Source organism: Cognatundibacterium rivi (genome assembly GCF_018139565.1).
In the GTDB taxonomy this organism is placed as follows: Bacteria; Pseudomonadota; Gammaproteobacteria; order Burkholderiales; family Burkholderiaceae_D; genus Undibacterium; species Undibacterium rivi.
Genome location: NZ_JAGSPK010000001.1, coordinates 894,361 through 920,299, shown reverse-complemented (window position 1 = coordinate 920,299; position 25,939 = coordinate 894,361). Strand labels below are relative to the sequence as shown.

General features: G+C 44.1%; 26 protein-coding genes. 4 read left to right on the top strand and 22 right to left on the bottom strand.

Features of this window, described 5'->3' with window-relative positions:
* Nucleotides 1-70: 70 nt before the first annotated feature.
* The 6 genes from KDM87_RS04190 to KDM87_RS04165 are packed head-to-tail and all read right to left on the bottom strand — an operon-like array spanning nt 71 to nt 5,488.
* On the bottom strand, nt 71-811 hold the full coding sequence (locus tag KDM87_RS04190; protein ID WP_212677863.1) for a class I SAM-dependent methyltransferase: 741 nt from the start codon (nt 809-811) through the stop codon (nt 71-73).
* Nucleotides 808-1,287, bottom strand: a complete 480-nt coding sequence (locus KDM87_RS04185) for a GNAT family N-acetyltransferase (RefSeq protein ID WP_212677862.1) — start codon at nt 1,285-1,287, stop codon at nt 808-810. Before KDM87_RS04185 ends, KDM87_RS04190 begins: the two co-directional genes overlap by 4 nt.
* Nucleotides 1,277-2,233 (bottom strand): glycoside hydrolase family protein, encoded by a 957-nt coding sequence (locus KDM87_RS04180; protein ID WP_212677861.1) that lies wholly within the window; start codon nt 2,231-2,233, stop codon nt 1,277-1,279. The genes KDM87_RS04185 and KDM87_RS04180 overlap by 11 nt, the downstream gene beginning before the upstream one ends.
* A gap of 3 nt (nt 2,234-2,236) precedes the next feature.
* Nucleotides 2,237-3,196, bottom strand: a complete 960-nt coding sequence (locus KDM87_RS04175; RefSeq protein ID WP_212677860.1) for a glycoside hydrolase family protein — start codon at nt 3,194-3,196, stop codon at nt 2,237-2,239.
* Between the two features lie 2 nt (nt 3,197-3,198).
* Nucleotides 3,199-3,936 (bottom strand): WbqC family protein, encoded by a 738-nt coding sequence (locus tag KDM87_RS04170; RefSeq protein WP_230407563.1) that lies wholly within the window; start codon nt 3,934-3,936, stop codon nt 3,199-3,201.
* Between the two features lie 25 nt (nt 3,937-3,961).
* Nucleotides 3,962-5,488, bottom strand: a complete 1,527-nt coding sequence (locus KDM87_RS04165) for a M48 family metalloprotease (RefSeq protein WP_212677859.1) — start codon at nt 5,486-5,488, stop codon at nt 3,962-3,964.
* Nucleotides 5,489-5,569: 81 nt separating this feature from the next.
* Between KDM87_RS04165 and moaC the strand changes: the two genes are divergently transcribed.
* The gene (gene moaC, locus KDM87_RS04160) at nt 5,570-6,085 is read left to right on the top strand and encodes a cyclic pyranopterin monophosphate synthase MoaC (RefSeq protein WP_212677858.1); all 516 of its coding nucleotides are present in this window, start codon (nt 5,570-5,572) and stop codon (nt 6,083-6,085) included.
* Nucleotides 6,086-6,249: 164 nt separating this feature from the next.
* Here moaC and KDM87_RS04155 read toward each other — a convergent pair whose 3' ends face one another.
* The 16 genes from KDM87_RS04155 to KDM87_RS04080 form a co-directional block, all read right to left on the bottom strand.
* Nucleotides 6,250-7,842 carry a PglL family O-oligosaccharyltransferase gene (locus tag KDM87_RS04155; RefSeq protein WP_212677857.1) on the bottom strand — a complete coding sequence of 531 codons (1,593 nt, stop codon included), beginning with the start codon at nt 7,840-7,842 and terminating at the stop codon, nt 6,250-6,252.
* A gap of 207 nt (nt 7,843-8,049) precedes the next feature.
* Complete coding sequence (locus KDM87_RS04150) at nt 8,050-9,171, bottom strand: DegT/DnrJ/EryC1/StrS family aminotransferase (protein WP_212677856.1); 1,122 nt, start codon at nt 9,169-9,171, stop codon at nt 8,050-8,052.
* The gene (locus KDM87_RS04145) at nt 9,171-11,585 is read right to left on the bottom strand and encodes a tetratricopeptide repeat protein (RefSeq protein ID WP_212677855.1); all 2,415 of its coding nucleotides are present in this window, start codon (nt 11,583-11,585) and stop codon (nt 9,171-9,173) included. The genes KDM87_RS04150 and KDM87_RS04145 overlap by 1 nt, the downstream gene beginning before the upstream one ends.
* A 38-nt stretch (nt 11,586-11,623) precedes the next feature.
* Complete coding sequence (locus tag KDM87_RS04140; protein ID WP_212677854.1) at nt 11,624-11,929, bottom strand: hypothetical protein; 306 nt, start codon at nt 11,927-11,929, stop codon at nt 11,624-11,626.
* 108 nt (nt 11,930-12,037) lie between these two features.
* Nucleotides 12,038-12,970, bottom strand: coding sequence for a TfpX/TfpZ family type IV pilin accessory protein (tfpZ, locus tag KDM87_RS04135; protein ID WP_212677853.1), 933 nt, complete (start codon nt 12,968-12,970; stop codon nt 12,038-12,040).
* The gene (locus KDM87_RS04130; RefSeq protein ID WP_212677852.1) at nt 12,903-13,328 is read right to left on the bottom strand and encodes a pilin; all 426 of its coding nucleotides are present in this window, start codon (nt 13,326-13,328) and stop codon (nt 12,903-12,905) included. Before KDM87_RS04130 ends, tfpZ begins: the two co-directional genes overlap by 68 nt.
* Before the next feature lie 203 nt (nt 13,329-13,531).
* Nucleotides 13,532-14,131, bottom strand: a complete 600-nt coding sequence (locus KDM87_RS04125; protein ID WP_212677851.1) for an FHA domain-containing protein — start codon at nt 14,129-14,131, stop codon at nt 13,532-13,534.
* 33 nt (nt 14,132-14,164) lie between these two features.
* On the bottom strand, nt 14,165-14,971 hold the full coding sequence (locus tag KDM87_RS04120) for a Stp1/IreP family PP2C-type Ser/Thr phosphatase (RefSeq protein ID WP_212677850.1): 807 nt from the start codon (nt 14,969-14,971) through the stop codon (nt 14,165-14,167).
* Nucleotides 14,972-15,160: 189 nt separating this feature from the next.
* Complete coding sequence (gene sucD / locus KDM87_RS04115) at nt 15,161-16,042, bottom strand: succinate--CoA ligase subunit alpha (protein ID WP_212677849.1); 882 nt, start codon at nt 16,040-16,042, stop codon at nt 15,161-15,163.
* 18 nt (nt 16,043-16,060) lie between these two features.
* Nucleotides 16,061-17,242 (bottom strand): ADP-forming succinate--CoA ligase subunit beta, encoded by a 1,182-nt coding sequence (sucC, locus tag KDM87_RS04110; RefSeq protein ID WP_255423065.1) that lies wholly within the window; start codon nt 17,240-17,242, stop codon nt 16,061-16,063.
* Between the two features lie 30 nt (nt 17,243-17,272).
* Nucleotides 17,273-17,854, bottom strand: coding sequence for a DUF2889 domain-containing protein (locus KDM87_RS04105; RefSeq protein ID WP_212677961.1), 582 nt, complete (start codon nt 17,852-17,854; stop codon nt 17,273-17,275).
* 178 nt (nt 17,855-18,032) lie between these two features.
* The gene (gene recX / locus KDM87_RS04100) at nt 18,033-18,485 is read right to left on the bottom strand and encodes a recombination regulator RecX (protein ID WP_329604894.1); all 453 of its coding nucleotides are present in this window, start codon (nt 18,483-18,485) and stop codon (nt 18,033-18,035) included.
* A gap of 83 nt (nt 18,486-18,568) precedes the next feature.
* Entirely contained in the window at nt 18,569-19,612 is a 1,044-nt protein-coding gene (gene recA, locus KDM87_RS04095; protein ID WP_186886146.1) for a recombinase RecA, read from the bottom strand.
* 286 nt (nt 19,613-19,898) lie between these two features.
* The gene (locus tag KDM87_RS04090; RefSeq protein WP_212677847.1) at nt 19,899-20,669 is read right to left on the bottom strand and encodes a substrate-binding periplasmic protein; all 771 of its coding nucleotides are present in this window, start codon (nt 20,667-20,669) and stop codon (nt 19,899-19,901) included.
* Nucleotides 20,670-20,716: 47 nt separating this feature from the next.
* Nucleotides 20,717-22,339, bottom strand: a complete 1,623-nt coding sequence (locus KDM87_RS04085; RefSeq protein WP_212677960.1) for a methyl-accepting chemotaxis protein — start codon at nt 22,337-22,339, stop codon at nt 20,717-20,719.
* A 531-nt stretch (nt 22,340-22,870) separates the two neighbouring features.
* A complete protein-coding gene (locus tag KDM87_RS04080; RefSeq protein ID WP_212677846.1) occupies nt 22,871-23,341 on the bottom strand; it encodes a cache domain-containing protein in 471 nt (156 codons plus the stop codon).
* A gap of 310 nt (nt 23,342-23,651) precedes the next feature.
* Here KDM87_RS04080 and KDM87_RS04075 point away from each other — a divergent pair, with 310 nt between their 5' ends.
* The 3 genes from KDM87_RS04075 (at nt 23,652) to KDM87_RS04065 (ending at nt 25,886) form a co-directional block, all read left to right on the top strand.
* Entirely contained in the window at nt 23,652-24,218 is a 567-nt protein-coding gene (locus tag KDM87_RS04075; protein ID WP_212677845.1) for a nucleotidyltransferase family protein, read from the top strand.
* Nucleotides 24,219-24,388: 170 nt separating this feature from the next.
* The gene (locus tag KDM87_RS04070) at nt 24,389-24,964 is read left to right on the top strand and encodes a TMEM175 family protein (RefSeq protein WP_212677844.1); all 576 of its coding nucleotides are present in this window, start codon (nt 24,389-24,391) and stop codon (nt 24,962-24,964) included.
* A gap of 43 nt (nt 24,965-25,007) precedes the next feature.
* Complete coding sequence (locus tag KDM87_RS04065) at nt 25,008-25,886, top strand: pirin family protein (RefSeq protein WP_212677843.1); 879 nt, start codon at nt 25,008-25,010, stop codon at nt 25,884-25,886.
* Nucleotides 25,887-25,939 lie beyond the last annotated feature (53 nt).

The window sequence follows — 25,939 nt, the reverse complement described above, 5'->3', positions numbered from 1 at the left end:
ACGCGAAAGCACCTTTACTCCATAAGAAATTTCTATTACTAATAAGAACTGAATTCAGCAATCACACAAGTCATTCCGATTGACGCTCACAAACCAAAACAATACTGGAACATAAATCTGGATATTGTTGCCCGAGTTGATAACATCCCTCAAGATACTCAGCAGATATTACATCAGTCGCCAATAAGCGATCCCATTGAAAATTAGCCAAAGCTTTAAAAAATACACCTGTCCGGTGAACAACTCGAAAGCCTGCCTCAACAACATCTCTTTCCATTGTGTTAAGTGAATACGTTCGCCGATGTCCATGTACTTCTTCGGCCGGCGTGACCGCGGCATTATGAGAAATCAATCCCATTTTGACAGCAATTTGTCGTGAAGGAGCATTGGCATTTGGACATGCTAATAAAAAGCGCCCACGATCTGCAAGCCATTCATTATTGACACGCTTCAAAACACGAACGGGATCATCGAGATGCTCCAGCACATGTGTCATGACTATATTCTCAAATTTTTCAGGTAATACAAGACTTTCAAAAGTGGAATGAATTATCTTGGCACGACCTTCTAGACGCTTTGCAGCCATGTGAATCGCATCTTCTGACGCCTCCACGCATGTAAGAGAAGAAAAGTGTTCAAGCAAACGCAAGCTGAAAGCCCCCTGATAGCTCCCCAACTCCAGCATTTTCCCAACTTTAAAAAAAGGGGAAAATGTCCGGATCATGAATGGATGCATCACATCAAAGTCAAAGCTATAGGCGTACTGCCTTTCTTGAACATCCTGTGTCTCTTGATTGTAATTTCTCGTCATAAATTGCCATTTTCAAATTTTTCTTGCAATGCTAGTCTCATCGTCTCAGTGCCGTTGTGCTCGCTTACCATGAAAAATCCAGCCTTGATATACAAATTTCTCGCAGCGACATTCTCACTAGCGACTTCCAGCTCAATTGTCTCAAATCGCTGATCACGAACATAATTGATCGCAGCTGTAAGCAAGGCATCAGCCAGCCCTTGTCCCTGAGCCGCAGGAATGACACTGACGCTAGTAATAAAGGCATTTGTACGAGCAAGATCATTGGTATAGCAAGCTAGCAGCGCAGATAACTCTCCGCCGGTCCACGCCTCAAATCTGGTCGCGCGCAAGGCTATTTTTTCCGCATACTCCAATAAATCAACCCGGTTGTTTAACGGAGGTATGAAACAACGATCACAAGCATGTAAATGCACCAACACCTGCATAACTGTTGACCCATTTATAGATAATTGCAAGTGCTCGTCAGAGTTCAAGTTGCGCTATTCCAAATCCAAATTTACCAAATTGGTTACCGTTATATGCCAGGTAAATTTTTTCATCACATTGGAAAATATGCGGGTAACATTGCATGTCACTATCCCACTCTCCAGCAGCACCTGGTAAAGGGCAAGCCTGATCATCTCGTTCCCAGGTTTGTAAATCATCTGACCAAGCATGACCGAGACGGTAACCACGTGCCTTATTAGTACGAAAGTCAGTTGCCTCACGATAACAAAAAAACATATGATATCGAGAGGCTATTTGCAAAACTGTTGGTAATGCCTGGCATTCGTCTTCCCCTAAAATATCAGGAATAATCTGGTGCCCGCCGTCTTTATGCCAGTTAATGCCATCATCTGAAACAGCATGTCCAATCTTGTATATACGCTCAGGTGCTGCGCTATCACTGTACCGCTTCCAGTTTCGACCAAAAATGTACCACATATGGAACTGATCATTATTTTTTAGTACGAAACCATCACCAATCAGACAAGCCTCGTGTAATGAACTGCTCAGAATTGGGCCATCACCTACACGCTGAAAAGTTAAACCATCATCTCGACTAATAGCAATTCCAATTCCTGTTTCGACGGAAACAGCCACTCGCCGACTCCAACCGCAGGTATAAGCATAAATTTCTTTCCCCACCCTTAGCACATTCATCGGGAAAATACCATGTTCATCAAAGCATCCTAGCTTCCCAGGGGCGATCACATCATCACTGGAAATACGCAAAACAGTGCTCAGCGTTTTATCCATATCTACAAACGCAATCTTGCTGAGAAATTTTCCTGACGCATCTTCTACGCGAGTTGAAAAATAAATCCTGACAAAGTCGTCAAATATCAAAGTTTGTGGCGACTGAGCAAATCCGATTCCATTATCAACAACATGATGTTGCGTAGGATCAAAAATTTTTCCTAATTTACGCCATCTCATGTCTCACCCTAATATTCCATCCAACTCCGCCATACCAAAACCAAATTTTCCGACCTGGTCCCCAAGATAAAACATATAGATTTTTCCATCTAGTTCGAAAACATGTGGGTAACTGACCATTTCAGTATCCCAACCATGATCGGAAACATTGATCCCAGCTTTTTCGTCATCTCTGGTCCAGTCAATCAAATTTTCACTTGATGCATAACCAATCCGGTATCCAAACTCTTTACTTCGATAATTTTCACTATGTCTGTAACAAAAAAACATATGGTATTTCCCGTTCGAGAAAATCACATCCGGACTTGCCTGAGCCTCGTCGTCCTCAATACGGCTCTCAATCAGATCTCGATTATTTTTATCCCAATTTAAACCATCGTCAGACACTGCCATACGGATTTTATAGACTGGCTCGGGTCTGCCTGCAACGATCTTCCACTTGGTTCCAGCAATATAAAATAGATACCAGCGGCCATTAAAATAGCGGATTTTAGGTCCGCTAATGACAAATGGTTCATGAAGGGAATATCCCAACACAGGACCAGATCCTATTTTTTTAAAATGCATTCCGTCATCACTCTCAGCACAGCCAATCGCCACATTGAAAGGAACGGATTCACAGCGGGTCCATCCAGCATAATAGGCCATGTAACCTTGATTTTTTTTTATGACAGATACAGGATAGATACCGAATTCGTCAAAAGCACCGACATCTCCCATTGGAAGTATCGGTTGATCCGAAATGCGGACAATTTTATATAAATTTTTTCTGTCCAGATCGACAAAAGCAGAATGACTGACATACTGCCCGTTCACATCTGGCAATGGCCTACAAGAAAAATAGACTCTGACGACATCATCCAGAATAAGCGTTGAGGGTGCTTGCGCAAACTCCTTCAGCCAATCCAGGCCAATCACTTGCTGAGGAGTAAATATCTTACCTTTTTTGATCCATTGGAGCATAGTTATATCAACTCAAACCCTGTTGGTAATTGAGACATCAGACTGTCTCTGGAATTAAACATTAAAACATCAATTATTGATAACCAAGGCAGAAAATCGGCACCGAATTGTGTATAAGAAGGATAACGCGATTGAAGAAAATGTAGTGCAATTCCTTGCTCCATAAATGCAACTTTGCTGTACAGAGCGATACCACCAATAGGATTGATATATTGCGTTGCCTGTAAGTCTTTGCAGATCGATATAACACGATCTTGACTGCTGAGCTGAGGCTGACTTTCAAAGTCTGAAGAAGTCAAAATAGGTGTGGAAATTTCTAAGTAGCGGCATATGATTTTTATGGATGCGGAGAGAAACTGAAATAATTTTTTTTCTTTGCTACTTAAAATTTCTTGCAGTAAAGGTTGTACGGCAGAGAAATATGGCGCTTTTTTGTATGCAGCCTCAAATTGCCGATACAGTTTTTGCCCATCAAATTCGTCAGAGATCAAACGATCGGCAATGTAAGTTTGGTCAGATGCATTTTTGAGTGGCAAAGAAAAAATTACTTCCTGATTATTGCGTAACATCCGGTTCCTGTTGATCCAGCCTTTTTTTGTGTATTTGATATTATCATAAAGAACAAATATATCGACAGCGCTAATCAGTTGAAAATAACCGACATAAGGCAAAAAATATGGCTGCATTATCCCGACTTTCACATCTGTTCTCCTAGTAATTTTTAGCTCATTATGATTCATAGGTAAGCAAGAACGTAAACGACGTTTATATCCCTATCTTTTTTCGTTTTTCATCAACAAGTTCTTCTTTATGTAAAACCGACCATTCTCGTTCACGTGCATCAATGACGGATTGCTCGTAATATTGAGCGTCCTTTTCACGTCTTGCGATATCCAGCTGTTGCATCGCGGCTCTCCAATTCGCCTGAATCGCATAGGCTTCGGCCAGGGCAATATGTTGCAGCGCTTGCTTACCCTGGGCAGCGTAGACCTTTGCCAGTAAATTCTGCAATTTTGCATCTTGCCGATACATCACAACCTGATCCCGCAGGTATGCACCGGCAACCTCATCTTTCTTAGCCGACAATAAGGCCTCAACATATTGGTACACCAGACCGCGCGACAAAGGCAACTGCTGTATCGCCTTTTCTGCGTTCGCTGCAGCCTGTTCAAATTGCTTGTTTCCCAGTTGAATGTCGATCGCCAGACTGGCAAACATACTGCTGGAATTCAGTATGGTCTTATCGACCTGCGATTTCTCAAGTCTGCCCTTTGCTTGTTCCAGCAAGGTGCTGGCCTTGGCAAAATCCAGCTGTTTAAAGGCAACAAATGCGAGACCATAAGTGCCGGCAATTTTGTCTTCTTCTTTCTCTGATCTGATTTGTGTTTCGAAGAATACTTTCGCGTCCATCAAGCCTTGTATGGTCGAATCCTGCAACACCCGGATTCGCGCCTTGGTCAGGTAAAACTCCAGACTATCTGCCCGCTGCCTGTAGCGCTGCCCCAACATTCTCGCCTGAATATCGGCGATCCGTTCACTGGTTAAGGGATGGCTGCGCAGATAGGCTGGTGCGTTATCGGTGTAGTTACGCATAGACGCTTGTAAGCGACCAAAAAAACTCACCATGCCAGCAGTGTCAAAACCGCTGTCATTTAAAATCTGAAAACCAACCCGGTCAGCTTCCCGTTCCGCTTCACGACTGAAATTGAGCTGGCGCTGTATTGCCAACCCCTGCCCGCCCATCGCAACCGCCATTGCCGCGTCAGGGCTGGTACGGGCAGCAAGCACTGCCAGAGCCAATGCAGCTAAAGGAATATAAGAGTCAAATTTCTGGCTGGTCAGCATGCGGGCAATATGACGTTGCGCAACATGCCCTATTTCATGCCCCATGACTGAAGCAAGCTCGGATTCCGATTGCGCCGCTAAAATCAGGCCAGAGTGAAAGCCGATAAATCCACCTGGAAATGCAAATGCATTCAGTACCGGATCGCGTACTGCGAAAAATTCGAAATCATAGGTCGTCTCTCCCCTCGCATCAGGCCGCGCATCCAGCATTTTGTTACCTAAGCGGTTCAGATATTCAGAAACAGGTCCATCATCCATGAAATCCGGGTCACGTCGGACGCTGTTCATGATTTGCTCACCCAACTTACGTTCCATGAGTGGCGACAACTCCTCACGGGAAGTATCGCCCAAGGTCGGCAAATTTTGCGCTGCAGACACGGATAGAAATGATGCTGGCATTAACAAAGTGAAAGTCAGCGTAGCGTAGCAGAACAGCTTTTTCTTCATGTGGTTATTTTTTGATTCCGCGGTGCTATCATGATCCGTTAATGGAAACACTCCGAATATCTTCAACTTTTCACCCTAAATATGACTACTGAAGCCCCGAATTCTGGTCTGACACATTTTAACCAAACAGGTCAGGCACATATGGTCGACGTCGCAGAAAAAAAAGACACGCATCGTACTGCCATCGCGGCAGGGAATATACGAATGAAACCAGAGACACTCGCCATTATTCAACAAGGCTCAGCAAAAAAAGGCGATGTCCTTGGCATTGCGCGCATTGCTGCAATTATGGCAGCAAAACGAACCAGTGACCTGATTCCGCTATGCCATCCACTCGCTCTTACCAGAGTCAATGTGGATTTTAACATTGCAGAAAAGACCTCTTCGGTTCAGTGCATTGTTCAGGTAGAAACCGTCGGGAAAACCGGCGTCGAAATGGAAGCACTCACCGCCACGCAGATAGGCTTACTCACCATTTATGATATGTGCAAAGCGGTTGATCGCGGGATGGTAATGAGCGATATACGTGTTATGGAGAAGCATGGGGGCAAATCTGGCGACTGGATCAGTCTGATTGATGATGCAGGGGAAAACTAATTCAGTATGCGTTCCCCTGCGTGCTGTTGCGCTACTCATTTTTGTCAAAGTCATTTTTACGATCATGTGAATACCAGTAAAAATGACCGCCCACAGTTTCTGTCTCTTGTAACGGATGAATCCAGAGAACATTTGGTTCTGGTGGCATTGAGTCAATAGAAAATTTATGGGGAGTTACGTGGCAGCATTTTTTTAAACACATTCATATATCGCGGATCCAATTCTGCTTTAGCACGCCAGTAGTCAAAATATTCAGGGTAACCATCTGGATGCAAGCGTTGTAATGTCCGCATTACCTGAATAGCTTGATCGTGTCGGCCATTCAGAACACACACCTCTGCTAGTTTGTTTAAATTATGCATAAAACCAAACCGGTACGTAGCTCGCTCTATAAAAGCAATTTCATCGTCATTCATCCCTTCTGCGGGAACGATACCCATCAATTTAAAATAATCGTAAAACTGGGGAAATATGGTGATAGCAGGTTGCTGTAACGATTTCTGATTTTTAGCCCCCTCAGATCTTAATACATCAAATGCCTGCACTACTCGACGATAATCCAAGCTCAAAACCACGATAAGCACCAATGTCATCAATGCTCCACTGATAATCAACACTGAAGGTAATACCACGCCGTTTGCCGGCCAGCGATTTTGTTGCAGCATACCCATTAGCATAGCGACAGGTAACAAAATATAGGCATACCAAAGTGGAAACTCCACCATGCTATGCACCATGACTGCCAATAAGCAAAAGCTGGCAAAACGCACAGCCAAACTTTGCCCACTCAAAACGCATGTTTGGTATACCCACCAAGATAGAAATGCCAATAGAATAATAGTGAACGGCCAGCCCATTTCTGCTGCAAGATTCAACGCCACATTATGACTGTGTTCAGCATAAGTAGATGAGGGGAAATTAGCGGCAATACGCACCTGCTCTTCCCCAAAACCAAACCATCCAATCCCTACCCACGGGTGATGCGATGCTATATGCCACGCTTGTTGCCACAAAGCAGCGCGCTCTGAACGGGCACCACCAATGCGCTCAATCACAGACCCCCCCTGCCATCCTAATAATCCAACTATATGAGACTCAAAAAATACGAGAAAAAAATAGAGACATACATAGCCCAACAAAATAGCGCTGGGAATAGTCTTAGGATGCTCATCTTTGCGCAATAAGAGGAGTGCATAGGCTGGAATGATAATCCAACCTATGCGTGATTGCGTCATGACCAAACCGAGCAATAACATGATTGCACTGATAACACTCGGTATGTTGGATAACCGCTGTACTCGATATAAAAAAATCATACCCGCCAAGCCAAAGCAAAGTATTAATGCGAGCTGATTAGGCTGCGCAATATTACCGTAAGGACGAGGAAAAATCATTGTTTTCCCCATGTACATTACGACAGGTGCCAAAGACAGTCCAGAAACCTGAAGAATTTGAATAACCACAGACAACAGGCTGGCGATAAAAAATGCACTCGCCATCATCAGCGCCAAATGATCCCTCTCCTTTCTACTCTGCGAGAGAGACGTACCAATCACAGCGGCTAAAGCAGCAAGAAAAAAATAAGCTACTGGCAATAATAAATCTGCCCAAGATTGATGTTGAAAAAACAAATATTGAATCAACATCAATAAAGGAAAGCTCAGAAACAATTTTGTTATTGCATGTCCATGCCAGAAAAATGCATTTTCCCTCGCTAATACGGCACCCGCCACAATGAAGGAAACGATGATTGCCACATCATTCACGTAAGAACGAAGTGGATGTAGATGGTAAGGAATCAGAAATGAAATTACCACGCCCATAGCCAGTAGCAATATGGGAAAACGATGTTGATGAATCACTTGTCAATTAATTAGGTTGGTCAATAGTTGGAGGCGCTCTTCATCTGTCCTTGCATATGTTGCGCATCAGCAATATGCAGTGCATTGATACATCATCTGAACTTATGTTACATCAGCAATAATATCGACAATATTGTCGACATCTGACAATGATAAATCTGGATAAATAGGTAAGCAAAGCACCATTTCGGAGGCATGGTGAGCAATGGGCAAGCCTGCTTTATCTGCGGAAGCCAGTTTGCTGTACATCTCAAATTCAGAAATCAATGGATAAAAGTAGCGTCGAGGGTGAATATTAAAAGACTTCAATTTCAGATACAGTGCATCCCTGCTCAAGGGGAAGTGAGCGTCGATTAACACAGGAAAATATGAATAGTTAGAGCGTTGTTGTCCATTACGATCCAGACATCTGACACCCTTGATTGAACTTAATTTTTCCCTGTAACGCGCATCAATTTGTCCTCGCTTTACAATTGCCTGATCAACATACTTTAATTGCAGCAGGCCAAGCGCAGCGTTCATTTCGCTCATCTTGCCGTTGATTCCTGTAGAAATCACACTGACTTCATCCTCAAACCCAAAATTTTTCAGATCATCAATCAGATTTTTCATTGCGGGATCGGCTGAAATAATCGCCCCCCCCTCAAATGTATTAAACACTTTGGTTGCATGGAAACTCAGAACGGAAAGGTCCCCCTCATTCAGAACACTGCCATGATCTCCCACAACACCAAATGCATGGGCAGCGTCGTAAATGACTTTTAATTTATATTTATCAGCAATTTTCTGAATTTTTTCGACGTCACAAGGATGTCCATAGCAATGCACAGCTAAGATCGCAGAGGTCTTTTCAGTAATCGCCGCCTCGATTTTGTCAGGATCAAGATTTAAAGTCACCGGATCAACATCTGTAAAAACTGGCGTAAGGCCATTCCACAGAAGCGCGTGCGAAGTGGCGACGAAAGAATAAGGCGTCGTAATAACTTCACCTTCAATATGAAGTGCTTTAAACGCAGCGAGCAAAGCGATCGTCGCATTGGCAAACAAAGAGATATAGGGCACCGCTAAGTATTGACACAAAGCCGCCTCCAACTGCTGATGAAATGGTCCGCAATTAGTCAAAATCCGGCTATCCCACATCTTCTCCAGATAAGGAATAAATTCATCCAAAGGAGGTAACTCGGGTCGGGTCACATAAATAGAGGTGACACTATGTTTCGGCATCAGATAAATTCCTTGATATCAAAATGAGTATCTTTCTTAACTACTTCAAATGTTGCAGGTGCTTGATCTTCACACCAACGTTTCCACATATGTCGTAAAGCGCATTCGAAAGAATCCGCAACCAATCCCTGCTGACAAAAGGCAGAATCAAGAAAGCGTTGTCGTAATCCCATGCGAATTTCCGACAGTTCCCGAAGTTGCAAGGCAATAGCACTACCCTTGCTGACAAAATCGTCAGGCCCTTCAGCAACAAATATTGACTGCAAACCAACATGGGAAAGATTGCTAGCTCCTTGTCGTCCTGAAATTGTTGAGCCAATCATTGTTAGCGTGGGAACACCCATCCACAATGCATGATTCGTCGTCGTACCACCGGTATAAGGAAAAGTATCAAGGCAGACATCAACTTTGTGATGAAGTGCTAGGTAGTCTCGCATATTAGTACGCTGATACAGCGTCAATCTATCCTCAGAAATTCCTTCTTCCTCCAACCACGTCAACAACTGCTGGCAACTTTCTCTTGCGGGTAATCCACCAAAAATCATTGTTGATTCTGGTATCGCTCTCAATAATTTACCCCAAAGCGCGATCACTTCCCGATTGATCTTATCGATCCGGTTAAAACTACCAAACGTTATGTGGCCATTGCTTAAAGCAGGCAAAGCGTTGACCTCTGGAGCATCATGCTGTGGCTGAAACGTAATTGAAATTGGAATAATTGCCAGCTTTTCGACAAATTGCTGCGCTACCTTTTCTGGCGGAATAAAGTAACGATCACCGATGTAATAATCCATCGATGTCAGGCCCGTTGTCCCGGGATATCCGATCCAGCTTGCTTGTATCGGGGCAGGCTTTCTTGCAAACGTCAGAAGTCTATTCAATGCAGTATGACCGGAGAGATCAATCAGAATATCAATCTTATCGGCATGAATCATTTCTGCAAGCTTATCGTCAGATAAATTAGCCACTTTCAGCCAAGAGCGCACATACGCTTTCATCCGTTGCGTAACGTTATCCTCTACAGGATTATTGCTATACACGTAGATATGTAATTTTGTTTTTTTTGCGAGTGATACCAGAATTGGTTCAAAAAAAGACGCTACAGCATGATTAAATAAGTCTCCAGACACAAAACCTATTTTTAAAAATCGTTCAGTATCAACAGTATTATCGTACTCAAACTTCTTATCACTAAGGGATGCTTCATATTGAGTTCCAAATAAACAATGTTCATTAAATAATTCATTTGCAGTCACCGATGTTTTATGACTTAAACAAAATAAATAATTACTATATGCACCATTAAACTCTGGATTTAGCTCTACTGATTTTTTGAAGCTTTCAACCGCATTATCAATTTGTCCGCTATCTTTATAATAAGATCCTAAATTGTTGACTGCCAGATAAAATTCAGGATTTATTTTTAATGCTTCTTTTGTGGATTCAATCGCGCGATCAAGGTCGCCACGGGCAGCGTAAACATTTCCAATGTTTACAAAGTAATCTGGTGTATTACCTGAGTAAAATACAGCAGCCTTAAAACTTTTTAATGCATCATCTAGTTGCAATAAACCCAAGTAAGCTAAGCCCAAATTATTATGAGCATCAGCGACGCTATCGTCATTGGCTAAAGCACGTAAAAGAGATTTTTTTGCATTTACATAATCGCCTTGGCTATTTAATTCACGTCCAACCTCATTTAACAACTCAGCGCTAACAGATGGTATTTTTACAATCTGACGAAATGCTGTCTGAGCATTAACAATATCTCCGCTAGCCAGGTAAAGATTTCCCAAGGAAAAAAATGAATTCGCATCGTCAGGATTCGACTTAATCGCATTCTTTATTATTTCAATAAACTTATCATGCTTTTTCAGTTGCAGTAACACACTCGTCAGATTACGATAAATGTCTGTCGATTGTGGGTTCAGTTTTAATGCTTGCTCATAGCACTCTATTGCCTCTTCAGGCTTATCTACATCAACCAGGATATTTCCTTTGGCTACCAATGCCTGAAAGAAAACAGGGTTATATCTGATTGCAATGTTATAAGCATCTATGGCTTCATGCGTATTCTCAAGCTTTGCCAACGCATTACCTTTATTGTAGTGCGCTGCGGCATAAGAAGGGTCAAGTTCAATAGCTGCGTTATATGATGATAGAGCCTCAGAAAAACGCTCCATTTTCATGAGCACATTACCTTTATTCAGGTGCGCTCTAGCCATTTGAGGATGGATAGTCAACAGATGCTCATAAGTGGATAAGGCCAGATCAAAGCTACCCTGATCCTCCAAATCATTTCCCTTTTTTAGAATTAATTTGGCTCCGTCATCGCCTGCCTTTACAGTATTTTCTGCGTCAGAACGTGTTCCAAAAATACTTTTGATTCGTTGTAAAAAACCGTTTTTTTCCATTGAGAGCTCTGATATTGTCGAATGATTCTTGAGTTCAATTATTTCAAATGATGCATCAACCACTGGGTCAAATCATCGACATATTGATCGGTATAACCAATTTCCAACAATTGCCACTTAAAGACGTTACCTAACTGCGCTTTTTTATACACATTCAATTTGTTTTGCCGCTTGAATTCTGCAACTTTTTGTTCCATTTTCAGCAGAAGTTCTTTTTGTCTGCGTTCAAATTCTTTTTTACCTTTGTTACCTGATTCTGTTTTTTTTTCACGTTCAGCGTAAAAATTTGCTAACGCAATACCGAACTCTTTCGACTTAGTTACATTGAACCAATCAAACAACATAAAACATTCTTCCTTCCCTCGAAAATTTAATTAGACAACATCATTCATATTGAAAAATATCATCTCATATCACAAGTTAAAACAAGCAAAAAAAGATTAAAATTTTCTCTAAAAGGATGCGTCTTTGGGAACAAAACCGATCATTTCAGCAGTCTCTTTATTCAATAAAACGGTCCAACTATTGCGAGCAGAGACAATTGGGAGAAAAACCACCTGACTCCTATTAAGACCAGATTTAGCTATCTGGGCGTCAATTAACACATCATCTGCCGGATATTGTTTATACAGATCATCAACACTACTAGCTTCACGCACAACCTGATTTTTTGATAATGCATAGTCTTGCCAAAATGCTGGCATTACACCTTTTAACTGCCCCGTCACAGATAACACCATCAACTCCGTACGCTCACTTTCACTTTGTGCGGCACGCATGCTTAACAATCGAGGGCCTGTCATTGATAATCGACGGAAATCAGGCGCAGCATCAGGTAGTTTATTTTCAGTAATTTGAACCTGCGTGACAACATCGAACTGTTTTCCGTTAAATACAACTACGACTGGTCTTGCCAAAAAAACGATGTACATCCCATATAGCAAACCAATTAATTGCAATAGTCCGACAATCACCAAGTCTCTTACTAATTCGCTCTTGCTCTTTTTTAAGTCAAACACGACAAATGTCAATAAAGGGCCAAGAACAAGATCAACACCTATCACTAAAAATAATAAATTTAAACCTCCGCAGAGCTGATCATAAGGAGCTGGATACCAGACTAATTTCACTACCGATGTGACTAATGCAGCGATAATTAGAGATATGATAGCGTGGTAAGAAAAAGCTTTGAATTTAAGACGGTAGATATTCATTGCGTATAAAAAATAAAAACGAACTATATCGGTATACTTTACTACAAGCGTAACACAATAAAAAAACCCGCCAAAAGGCGGGTTTTTTACAACATTTTCCAGATTAACGGCATTCAGCAGGAACGTATTTTTTATCTGTGGTTGTAGTACATTTCCAAGTAACCACGCCACTACCGACTACAGGTGTCAATACTAAAACAGCGTTTTGTGCTTTAGCTGTACCAGTACCTGTTAAAACACCACTAGAACATGAAACAGAAGCAGTATTCGTTGTTGCAGTTGTAATATTAGTAACACCATTACAAGCTGTAGCGTCAAGTTGCCCACCTGCAGAAGCAATATTTTCAGAAATTGTTGGCTTAAAACCAGCCATCAAACCCAAAATCTCAGTAACACGACCACGTGTTGTGTAATCTTGATAAGCTGGCAATGCCACTGCTGCCAGAATACCAATAATCGCCACAACGATCATCAATTCGATCAAAGTAAAACCTTGTTGTACTTTTTTAACCAATTTCATAGATTTCATATAGTTCTCCGGATAACAATTAAAAAGGATGACCCTGCACTTCTCACAGCAAACTGTATGCCAGCTATGTAAAATTAAGTCGCAAGAGTAAATTCGCGTTAGCGAGCTTCATATACGTGGAAAAAGTGACGCAAAATGTTAGTTGGTGACATTTTTTGTCAGCCATTCACACTCCAAGTCAGAAACATCCACCTTACCAACGGCTAAATACTGAATTGCATGTGAGTGCCACTGATATCAATCACATCTCCATGCTGCAATGTATGCGGCTGATCTGTTAGCAACTGTCCGTTTACTTTAGGAAACTCTTTACCTTCAACATGACGGACAATATATCTGTCGGTTTGCCTTGCAATCGCAATAACCTGCGTTCCGGGACTCCCCACTGTTGTCACAGCTTTTGTCAACACCAACTCCTTACCTGCATTAGCACCATTGATCACTTTTATTTTTGCCGGAGCCTGTGTCGTCGCAGGATTTGAGGCAACCGAGGAAACCGCAGTGACCTGAGCACTCTTCTCTACCTGAAAGCGCAATTTGTACTTACCGATGTCAATAACGTCGTCATGCTGAAGTAAATGCTTTTTGACTGGCTGATTGTTAACCAAAGTGCCATTGGTACTCCCCAGATCAAGAACGAAAGAACCGTTTGACGTGGTATCGATAGCAGCATGCTGACCACTGACAGTCAAATGATCAATGACGATATCGTTCCCAATACGCCGACCTATCGTAATACGAGACTTGTTAATACTAACTTCTTGCTGCACCAATCCATTAAAGGTGACGATTATTTTCGCCATAAATCATCTCTCACTCATTCAATTTTCAAAAAATTACCGGAATAGTAACTTTTTCATCCACGACGGACCCGATACCGCCTTTAACTTAAACAAAACAACAGAAGTGTTATCAAAGCCCCCAGCCACATTTGCGTAATCAATTAATGCCCTGCAGCATGTCGGCAAATCACCTTCGTACTGCCGCAATATGTCCTGTATCTGATCGTCAGCAAGCAAGTCAGTCAATCCGTCAGAACAGAGCATATAGACATCGGTGTCATCTGCCTGGTGCACGCTAAGGTCTACCTCAATATTGTCCTGGGTTCCTACCGCTCGTGTAATTAAATTTTTAATCGTTGAAAACCGCGCCTGCGATTCTGAAATTAAACCTGCATTAATTTGCTCCTGGAGCACCGAGTGATCTTCTGTCATTCTTACGAGCGCATGATTACGATAGCGATATGCTCTGGAATCGCCAACATGCGCAAATAAAATTTTATCTTGAGTACAACATGCTACAACCACTGTTGTTCCCATGCCAAAACATTCCGGATTTTCTTGCGAAGTCTGTACGACCTGACGATTTGCTAAATGAATGGCATCTGATATCCAGCGAGACAAATGAATCGATTGGAAACCAAACTTCGTATACCAGGCTGAATCTAGCTTTGCGCAGAGGTAGTCAGCAACGATCTTCGCCGTCATCGCACTGGCAACTTCTCCGGCTTTGTATCCTCCCATACCATCTGCGAGTACAGCACAGCCGTAATCAGAACAGACAACGATCGCATCTTCGTTATGTTTCCTGACTCGTCCAATATCAGACAGTGCAGCAAATTCTAATACATACTGATGTGACATCGATAAATGGCGCTCATTGATTACAGGCTTGGGCACAAACCAAGGAAGTTTAGTTTATTTAATATTGCCTATCGTTGCTAGCTTAACATTAAGGTATTGAGTTTGCACTTCATATACTCAAAAGCAAAGTGTGAGTACGAAAAAAAACCGCGAAAATCGCGGTTTTTTTATTTTGAATATAAGAAAAATTTACAGCATTGCTTTCAACAAACGCGCCATTTCTGACGGATTCTTCGTTGCTTTGATACCGCACTCTTCCATGATGTCCAATTTTGCTTGCGCAGTATCAGCACCACCGGAAATCAACGCACCTGCATGGCCCATGCGTTTTCCTGGAGGAGCTGTCACACCAGCGATGAAACCAACGACAGGTTTCTTCATGTTGTCGCGTACCCAGTAAGATGCATTCGCTTCATCTGGGCCACCGATTTCACCAATCATAATCACAGCGTCTGTATCTGGATCATCATTGAACATCTTCATGATGTCGATGTGTTTCAAACCATTGATAGGATCGCCACCGATCCCAACCGCAGAAGATTGACCCAAGCCGAGTGCAGTCAATTGACCAACTGCTTCGTATGTCAAAGTACCGGAACGTGACACCACGCCGATACGACCTTTGCGGTGAATATGGCCTGGCATAATACCGATCTTGATTTCATCTGGTGTGATCAGACCTGGGCAGTTAGGGCCGAGCAATTTTGTTTTGCTACCAGCTTTAGCCATGCGGTCTTTCAACATCATCATGTCACGAACAGGGATACCTTCTGTGATACAGATTGCCAGATCGAGATCCGCTTCTACCGCTTCCCAGATCGCAGCTGCTGCACCTGCTGGTGGGACATAGATGACAGAAACAGTTGCGCCTGTTGCAGCTTTCGCTTCAGAGACATTCGCGTAAATAGGAATGCCTTCGAAATCTTCACCAGCTTTCTTTGGATTTACACCTGCGACGAAACAGTTTTTACCGTTTGCGTAGTCGCGGCACATACGTGTATGGAACTGGCCAGTTTTACCAGTGATACCTTGGGTAATAACTTTAGTGTCTTTATTAATCAGGATGGACATAGTGATTCCTTGCGATAATTAAGCTTGAGCAGCAGCGGCGACAACCTTCTGCGCTGCTTCTTCCATCGTGTCTGCAGAAATGATAGGCAGACCAGAGTCAGCCAACATCTTCTTACCGATATCTTCGTTTGTACCTTTCATGCGTACAACCAAAGGCACTTGCAATGACACTGCTTTAGACGCTGTAATCACGCCTTCTGCAATCACGTCACAACGCATAATGCCACCGAAGATGTTGACCAAGATCGCTTTCAGACCTGGGTTTTTCAACATGATTTTGAATGCTTCGGTTACTTTTTCCGCTGTCGCGCCACCACCGACGTCGAGGAAGTTAGCTGGCTCACCGCCGAACAATTTGATGGTATCCATCGTTGCCATCGCCAGACCAGCGCCGTTCACCAGGCAACCGATATTGCCGTCGAGTGAGATATAAGCCAAGTCAAATTTAGACGCTTCGATTTCTGCTGGATCTTCTTCATCCAGATCGCGGTAAGCAACGATTTCAGGTTGGCGGAACAAAGAGTTCGCGTCAAAGTTAAATTTCGCATCAAGTGCAATTACTTTGCCTGAACCAGTCAGGATCAGAGGATTGATTTCAGCTAAAGAACAATCTGTTTCCATGAAGGCTTTGAATAAACCTTGCAATTGAACGCGCGCATCAGCGATAGAGCCTTCTGGTACACCGATTTTACGGGAGATATCGTCTGCTTCTGCGTCTTGCAAGCCAGCACTTGGATCGATCGCGATCGAGTGAATCAGTTCTGGATGTTTTTCTGCAACTTCTTCGATATCCATACCACCTTCAGACGATGCCATCAATACAACGCGTTGACTGATACGGTCAGTTACCATACTGACGTACAGTTCTTTCGCGATATCGGCACCTTCTTCGATCAACAAGCGACGAACTTTTTGACCTTCAGGGCCAGTCTGATGTGTCACCAGTTGCATACCCATGATCGCATCTGCGTATTCACGCACTTGCTCCAGAGATTTTGCGACTTTCACGCCACCACCTTTACCGCGGCCACCCGCGTGGATTTGCGCCTTGACTACCCAGACTGGCCCGCCCAGAGTTTCAGCCGCTTTAACGGCTTCTTCAACGGACATGCATGGGATACCGCGTGGTACGGTCACTCCGAATTTACGGAGGATTTCTTTACCCTGATACTCATGAATTTTCATACGACTTCCCTTCAGACACTGAGGTATAAATAATTAAAAAACAAACTAGCTGGGTGATTTTGCGTTGGGTACAGATTTCGCCCAACGCGGGTAATACTGAACGACAGCCGGACCATCCAAACGCAAAGCGTGGCAACGGTCAAGCTGAAATGGTTGTTGAGATTCGGTTGAGCTACTGGCGCCATCGCGAGTGTCAATAACATCGCCGGCAAAAGCCTGTATTGCAGCAGTTGGAAGCACTAAAGCAAGTTCAGTTAAATGAGAGCAACCATTAACACCTGACATGCGCTCTTTGACGCCCTGACGAAATTGCTGCATCAGGTTCAGTCCAATAAGCTTTTTATAGTCCGCCTCTATCGCTTCACAATAACCAGGATAAGGAACTGCTGCTGAAAGCGCTTGCACATCGACAATAGTTAGCGGCAAGTCGATAGTGACTCGCAACTGAAGATCGTGCAAAGCCATACCCTCCGGCCTGACGCCGGACGCTAGAGTAATATCACGGGTCTTATGATCAGTGATACGTGCGTCAAGATCCCATAATCCATCGTCCCGGGCGAACGCGGATATGCTGATCGCACGCGTATGCTTCAACGTGCGTTGTATATTGGGAGTAGATAAGGGCATCATGCCTTTTAAGCGGCTTACTTTAAATTAGCCACAATTGCGTGTCGCTACCGCAGCTTCTACGGTAACAGCCGCTCCTGCGGCGCTGCAAAAAACCTGCGGATTCTAGCACAGCTAATTAAGCAACTCGTATCTCGCCTCATTTTTTTTTGCATGCCGAAACCGAGATTCACTTTTGCTAATCATTGGCTGTGCGTTCAGTCTTCAGGGCAAGTTGTATTGACTTACCGGAAAAACCTCTTTGTTGTAAAAACCTACTTTGCTTGAGGCGTTCATTTTGATTCAAGGGCGGGTGAGGAAATTTGCGGAACAATACTTCAACGGCTCTGGATGTCTCTGACTCTGCTAATTCGGATTTAATCCGGCCCATTTCTGAGGCATCTACGTTGTGACTTTGCAACTCCGCCAGAATACGATGATTTCCAAAGCGCCCCGAACGTCTGTTGACCAACGAATCTGAAAATCTTTCTATAGATAGAAAATTATTTACTTCAAGCCAGTCAAGAATGACATCGACATCATCCCCTTCTTCTGCGTGTGAAGATAGTTTTCTGAATAATTCAGCACGACTGTGCTCACGCATAGATAAATACCTGAGTGCCCTGCCTTTAAGACTTATTTTTTGTTTCATCACGATTAAAAAAGCCGATAAACCCATTAACAGAGGGCTTATCGGCTGTTGTTCTATCCTGAATCGATTATCGGTAAGTATCGTTACACTGCATCAGAGCTGATCGCAGGCAACAAAGGCACACCAAGATGTTCACGCACCTTATTTTCGATCTCATGCGCAAGTTGCGGACGCTCTTTCAGGAAGTTACGGGCGTTATCTTTGCCCTGACCAATGCGCTCGCCATTGTAGCTATACCATGCACCGGCTTTTTCAATGATTTTGGCATCCGCACCCAAATCAAGAATCTCTCCTTCGCGAGACGTTCCTTCTCCATACAAAATATCAAAATGGGCTTCTTTAAATGGGGGAGCAACCTTATTTTTGACAACTTTGACTTTTGTTTCATTACCGATTACTTCGTCACCAGCCTTGATGGAACCGGTACGGCGAATATCCAGCCTTACAGACGCATAAAATTTCAATGCATTACCACCAGTTGTCGTTTCAGGACTACCAAACATGACGCCAATTTTCATACGGATCTGATTAATGAAAATCACCAGCGTATTCGTCCGTTTAATACTACCTGTCAGCTTACGCAAAGCCTGAGACATTAAACGAGCCTGCAAACCTGGTAAAGAATCGCCCATGTCACCTTCGATTTCAGCACGTGGGGTTAATGCTGCGACCGAGTCAATTACGACCAGATCGACACTGCCGGAACGAACCAATGCGTCAGTGATTTCCAGCGCTTGCTCACCTGTATCAGGCTGAGAAATCAGCAGATCATTTAAATTCACGCCCAGTTTTTGAGCGTAACCGACATCTAACGCATGCTCGGCATCGATAAACGCACAAGTACCGCCAATCTTTTGCATCTCAGCGATCGCTTGCAGGGTCAACGTGGTTTTACCTGAAGATTCCGGGCCATAAATTTCAACCACACGCCCACGTGGCAAGCCGCCGACACCTAAGGCAATATCCAGACCGAGAGAACCAGTAGAAACAACCTGTACCTCTTCCACCACAGCGCCATCGGCCATACGCATGACCGAACCCTTACCAAATTGCTTCTCGATCTGCGCCAATGCTGCGGCGAGCGCCTTGCTCTTCTCTGAGCTGTTTTCAGGTTTCTTATCGTCCATACATTCTTTCATTCAATAAGCAGCGGGTGGAAAGTCAAACCGCAATTAATATTAACTGCGTTTGACAGTACTGTATAAAAAAACAGTGATTTATGCAAGCGGGATTTTTATTTTGTTTGCATATCATTGACGAGGTACCGAAGACGCGCGCTCCGCTGTCGATGCAGGTAGTTTTTCAACAGCAAACTCTAAGGTCATTGCGGACAAACTTGTTGAGTAAGTCAAACAGCAATCACGTTGTATATGCAAGATACGGATAGTGACTAGTTGCAGCCAATAGAAAAACTCATTCTTTATATCGATTGAAAATGCGATTTAATTCTCCACTTTGCTCAAGAAGCATTAATGCAGCATTTATTTTATTTGCCTGAATATCGGGGATTGACTTCGACAATGCCATATAAAACTTTCCATTTAATTGAGGTCTGTTTAATAATTTGACTTGTTCTCCGAGACCAGAATCCTTTATTGCCTGTTTAATTCCAGGTGACCGGTGACAATAAAATCTGCCTCGCCGCGCAATGAGTTTTTTTAAATTTGAACGAGATGACGTTGCGCTCGCGTCGATTTTAAGGTGTCCCATCTGCTGCAAAATTTCCACGATACCAAATCCACGTAGCGCCAAAATCACGCCATGGTCGCCTAATTGACGAATGTCATCCCAGGTTTGCACGTCAAGATTATCGTCTGCACGTACCGCCAACAAATAAGTCACCTCAAATAATGGCGTACTCAGAAGATGGTATTTATTAATATTGCTTGTTACGCCCAAGAGCCCGCAAACCACATCAATGTTGCCTGACTTCACGCTGGCGTCAATACGTGCCGGAGGCATCCACACCTGATCACCGACAAATTGTATATCCGGAGAAACCTTTTCTATCGCCCTCATTATGTCCACACAAACCCCGCCGATTGCGGGACCAGCAGCTGTATTAATATGCAGAAATTTAGGCTCAGAACCCTCTTGTGCAGCCGTGCGGAAAACGAAGCCCGCACTACTTTCTGAGTGAGCCCAAAAAAGGGTTATGGCAAATAAAAGCTTGATGAGTGCCATGTTACTTCCTGATATTGCAGCAGCTATTGATAGCACCCATTACTCACTCAGGCTTTCAGATGCATCACCTGTTTCTGCGCAACACTAGCGGGTTTTCCAGCCTCCTTGCGAACGGGGTGCGCAGTATGCTGTTCAAGGCGAAAAACGCTGACAACACCCGATAAATTCGCGGCCTGCTCTTGTAAGCTTTGTGCTGCAGCTGCGGCCTGCTCCACCAATGCGGCATTTTGCTGCGTCGTGTTGTCCATTTGAATAATGGCTTGATTCACTTGCTGAATACCTGCCGATTGTTCTTTGCTGGCGTTGTTGATTTCACTCATGATGCCGGTCACATGCTTAACGCGATCGACAATTTCTGTCATCGTTGCTCCGGCCTGATCAACCAGCTTCGTTCCCTGGTTCACTTTATCAACAGAGTCATCAATCAGCTGTTTGATTTCCTTCGCTGCGCTGGCGGAACGCTGCGCCAGATTGCGGACCTCTGACGCCACTACGGCAAATCCGCGCCCTTGCTCACCTGCACGTGCAGCCTCCACAGCGGCATTGAGCGCGAGAATATTCGTCTGAAACGCAATGCCATCAATGACCGCAATAATATCGACAATTTTTTTCGATGACGTGCTGATGTCACCCATCGTGCCAACGACTTGCGAAACAACCGTACCGCCTTGAATCGCTGCATCTGCCGCTGCATGGACGAGTTGATTTGCGTCATGTGCATTCTGCGAATTCTGCTGCATCGTGCTGGTCAGCTCCTCCATAGAAGATGCCGTTTCCTCAAGCGATCCGGCCTGTGATTCTGTTCTGGAAGAAAGATCCATATTCCCACTGGCAATTTCGGTAGAAGCAGTGACGATGGTGTCCGTGCTATCACGAACCTCGGCCACAATTTTCCGCAAACCCTCGTTCATATCTTTTAATGCCATCACCAACTGACCTGTCTCGTCGCTGGAATCGATACGAATATCACTCGTCAGATCCCCATCTGCCACGCGGCGTGCAAGCACTACTGCTGAATTTAATGGCCGGGTGATACCGATGGTCAGATACCATGCACAAAAACTACCTATCAGCAGAAACAGGACGATCAGAGTCGTCACAAGGATACGGCTGCTGGCTGCAATTGCATCGACTTCCTTACTGAGATGATCGACCTCTTCCTTCTGAAAATTAAGATAATCGAGTAAGGCTTTTTGAAAGGCGTCGGACATTGGTATGAATTTCTCAAACAGCTTATTCATCTCCTCAGTCTGGCCTTCTTTTTTGGCTTTTAAAATCTGGTCTCTGGTGCTGACATAGGCCTTGCGTACAACAACGATGTTTTCCAGAAGTTGTTTTTCGTCTGGCGTATCGACGTTACTTTCCAGGTATTTCTGGATTTCATTATTGCGCGTAGTTGATGTCTTAACGTCAGCAGCAAAAAAATCGCCTAATGATTCATCGGAACTTTTAACAACAGCCAAAGTACGCTTTAAGCCCGCAACAGTAACCCTGTACCACTCCTCAGTTAAGCGCTCTTTTTTTAAAGGCTCTTGCATCATCGCCCTCGTGCTACTCGCCACCTCATTCAGCCGCCAAAGACCGATGCATGAAGATATTGTTGCCAATAAAAGTACTATCCCAAAACCGAAACCAAGTCGCGTACCGATAGGCAGATCTTTAATTTTCATCTTGTCCTCACAAGTTAACTGAGCAGAGCGAAACTGATTACAAAAACTGACGACTGAGCGGACTACAACGCCAACAGGTTCACTGTCATTGCTCATATTACGCCTTGATATCGCTATAAAAAACTAATACGTGCAAACATCAAACAAACGTCTGTTCTTCCTGTGTATTTTTACGACAAGCGATACGAAACAATGTCACTTTAATTTTATACGACCAGCGTAACGGATAAGCAAAAGTGAAAACTCTCTGCATCAGGAAAACTCAAATTAACGATGACGCGGCGTGAGGAAATTCAGTTTCAGACTGAGAGCGAAATGCGGCACTGCCAGTGCCCGTCAAGAGAAACAGCGTGGGCTATCGGGAAGCGTTTCTATTCTCAAAATTCACTGAAGAATTTGGGGTATTGAAAAGAACTTGAGGCATCAGACTGACCGCATTGATGCACCGCAAAATTGACGGCCAGTCTGATAAGAAGTAAGGAACAACTACAGTATGACGAATGAGAAAAACCAGACGAAGAAGTGGCAGAATTATTTATAAATGCCGCAGGCAAAGTACACGTCATCGACTCGCTCAACATAAGTACTTTTTTGTTCCAATGCTTTAGTTACCGGATTTGGCCATCTGTAATCAACCCAGCCCTTACCTTCTTTACTGGCGGCGACATCATTAATTTTTTTTACAAAGAAAACACCGTCACCATCACGTAACTCTCCCAACGGCTTACCCAATAATTTAGGATTGCCGCCATGCGCCAAAGTTACACCACCCGGTTTCACCGAGCCTGCAAAAACGTACAGATCTTTGTAAATGAACTGCCCCTTAGGATCATTCACTGCAGCATAGGTTTTTTCAGGGCCATTGGCTTTATAAAAAGCGACGACCTTTTTGATCATCTCAGTTGCTTCCTGAGCGGTTGCACGATCAGCGGCGACAGCGGCTCCGTGAGCCAGCAATGACAAGGAACAGGCGAAAAGAATACTTTTAAAAAATTGTCTCATATTGACTCCGTTATATGTATTTTAAGTTGATGTGCTCGGACATCTCTGCTGCGCAGCAAGGCGAATAATGCTGAATGCCAGAAAATATCTCAGCATATACCTGCTTGCTTAACAAAGTGTTCTGTCACGCAAAAAACAATAACAGATTTCTTTCTGGCAATGTGAGTGAAATACTGATAGCGCTATTAAAATTCATTTGCTCTCTTTTTCTTTGGATTTCGCGCAACAAAGTGCAAAACAAATAAAACTCCGGCACCTTCCCATTTACGTTCTGCCATTGGCATTACCTACAATCGATAGCATCGGCAATATGAATATCAATACAAAAATACGCGACTGGATCAAGGCCGATCCTATGCGTTGGCAGGCATTAGAAATTGCTGCTGAGTTAGAGCTGAAAGACTGGTGTTTGGCGGCGGGTTTTGTGCGCAACTTAGTCTGGGATAAGCTGCATCATTACCCGCAACCAACGCCTTTATCAGATATTGACCTGATTTACTTTGATCCATCGGATATATATCCTGAACGGGATGCGTTTTTTGAGGCGTCATTACGCTCACGATCAGCACTGAACTGGTCAGTTAAAAATCAAGCCAGAATGCACTTACGGAATAACGATCATCCCTACCTGAATACTCTCGATGCGATGTCGTACTGGGTAGAAATTGAAACCGCGGTTGGTGTGCAGTTAAGCGCTACAGGTGAATTGCGTATACTTGCGCCATTCGGGCTGAACGAGCTGACTCAACTGACAATCACACTCAACAATAAGCGTCCAAAGGCGGCAGATTTCCACGCCAGAATCACCGAAAAAAGATGGCTGGAAACATGGCCGCAGTTAAAGGTCATCAACAACAATTTGCGCACAGCGATATAGCTGCTTTCAGCGCATCGATACAGCATTTCCACGACAGTGAATCGCTGCAGCTAAAACACAATGTCGCGTTTGCAGTAAGATAAGTCAGCATCAGCCTGATCAGACGTGAAACGGTTCATCCAAACTGACGTTTCATTCAAAATGAATACTTAATTTTATCTGGAGAACCTGTGGGAAAAAATCGCCTGGAAGCATTCAGTGACGGCGTTCTCGCCGTCATTATCACCATCATGGTGTTGGAAATGAAAGCACCGCATGGTGAGAGCTTTACTGCACTGTTTCCCGTTATTCCTATATTCCTGAATTACGTACTGAGTTTTATTTACGTCGCGATTTACTGGAACAATCATCATCATTTAATGCATGTGACACAGAAGGTGACTGGCGGCGTACTTTGGGCAAATTTGCACTTATTATTTTGGTTGTCATTATTTCCCTTCGCTACCGCTTGGATGGGCGAAAATCATTTTGCCAGTGACCCCACCGCAATATATGGCGTGGTGTTATTTATGGCCGCAGTTGCCTATTTCATTCTTGAACAAGTGATTATTGCCAACGAAGGTTCGGCATCGCCTTTAAAAAAGGTACTAGGTCGCGACCGCAAAGGAAAAGCGTCCATGATTCTGTATGCGGCCGGTATTGCAGCATCATTCTGGGTACACTGGATTGCGCAAGGAATCTACGTATTGGTGGCATTGATGTGGCTCATTCCTGATCGTCGTATAGAACGTGCCAGCAGTCACTGAGTTGGAAAATCTGAATCCGAGCATAGTCTGGAGAAACCCCACCATGAACGATTTACTTCGTATTCCCGGCAGGGTCACGCATCTTGTCGATGAATTTCCTGTTCGCCGTCTGTTGCCAGCGGCCGCCAGACGCTCCGTCGGTCCGTTTATTTTCTTCGATCACTTCGGCCCCACCACACTCGCAGCAGAGACCAATAGTGATCTCGGAGTTCATCCCCACATCGGGATAGCGACCGTCACTTACTTATTTGAAGGCAGTCTGCTACATCGGGATAGTCTGGGTACGGTACAGACGATTACGCCCGGTGCTATCAACTGGATGACAGCAGGCCGGGGAATTGTCCATAGTGAGCGCACTGTGGACGCTGAACGCGGAAAAGAGCGCCGTCAGCATGGTTTGCAACTATGGGTTGCGCTACCACCAGATCAGGAAACTGTTGCACCATCATTTCAGCACGTGGCCGCCGCTGATTTACCACTGCTTGAACTGGAAGGTGGCGTGCAGATCAGAGTTTTGGCCGGCAGCGCTTTCGACAGAACAAGCCCGGTAAAAACGCTGTCTGCCACGCTATATCTCGATGTTTATCTGTCGCCCGGACATGAATTCACACTCCCGGCTTTGGCACCCGAAATGGCGCTATATAGCCCTGAACACACCGTAATGATTGATGATCAGGAGATCACCGGGCAACAACTGGTCGTGCTGCAACAAGCGCCGGTCAAGCTGCGTGCGGGGCAGTCCGGCGCACGCCTGGTTGTCATCGGCGGAGCACCACTAGAAAAACCAGTACGGATGTGGTGGAATTTTGTCTCAACCGATCGCAGCCGGATTGCGGCAGCGGCACAGCGATGGGACCAAGGTTTGTTTGAACAGATCAGTGACGATCAGGATCTGATCACTGCACCGCCGTGGAAGGGATAAGTGGCAGGCGGATGCAAGTGCTATGTCAGCTGTTTTTAACCATCATACTTGCC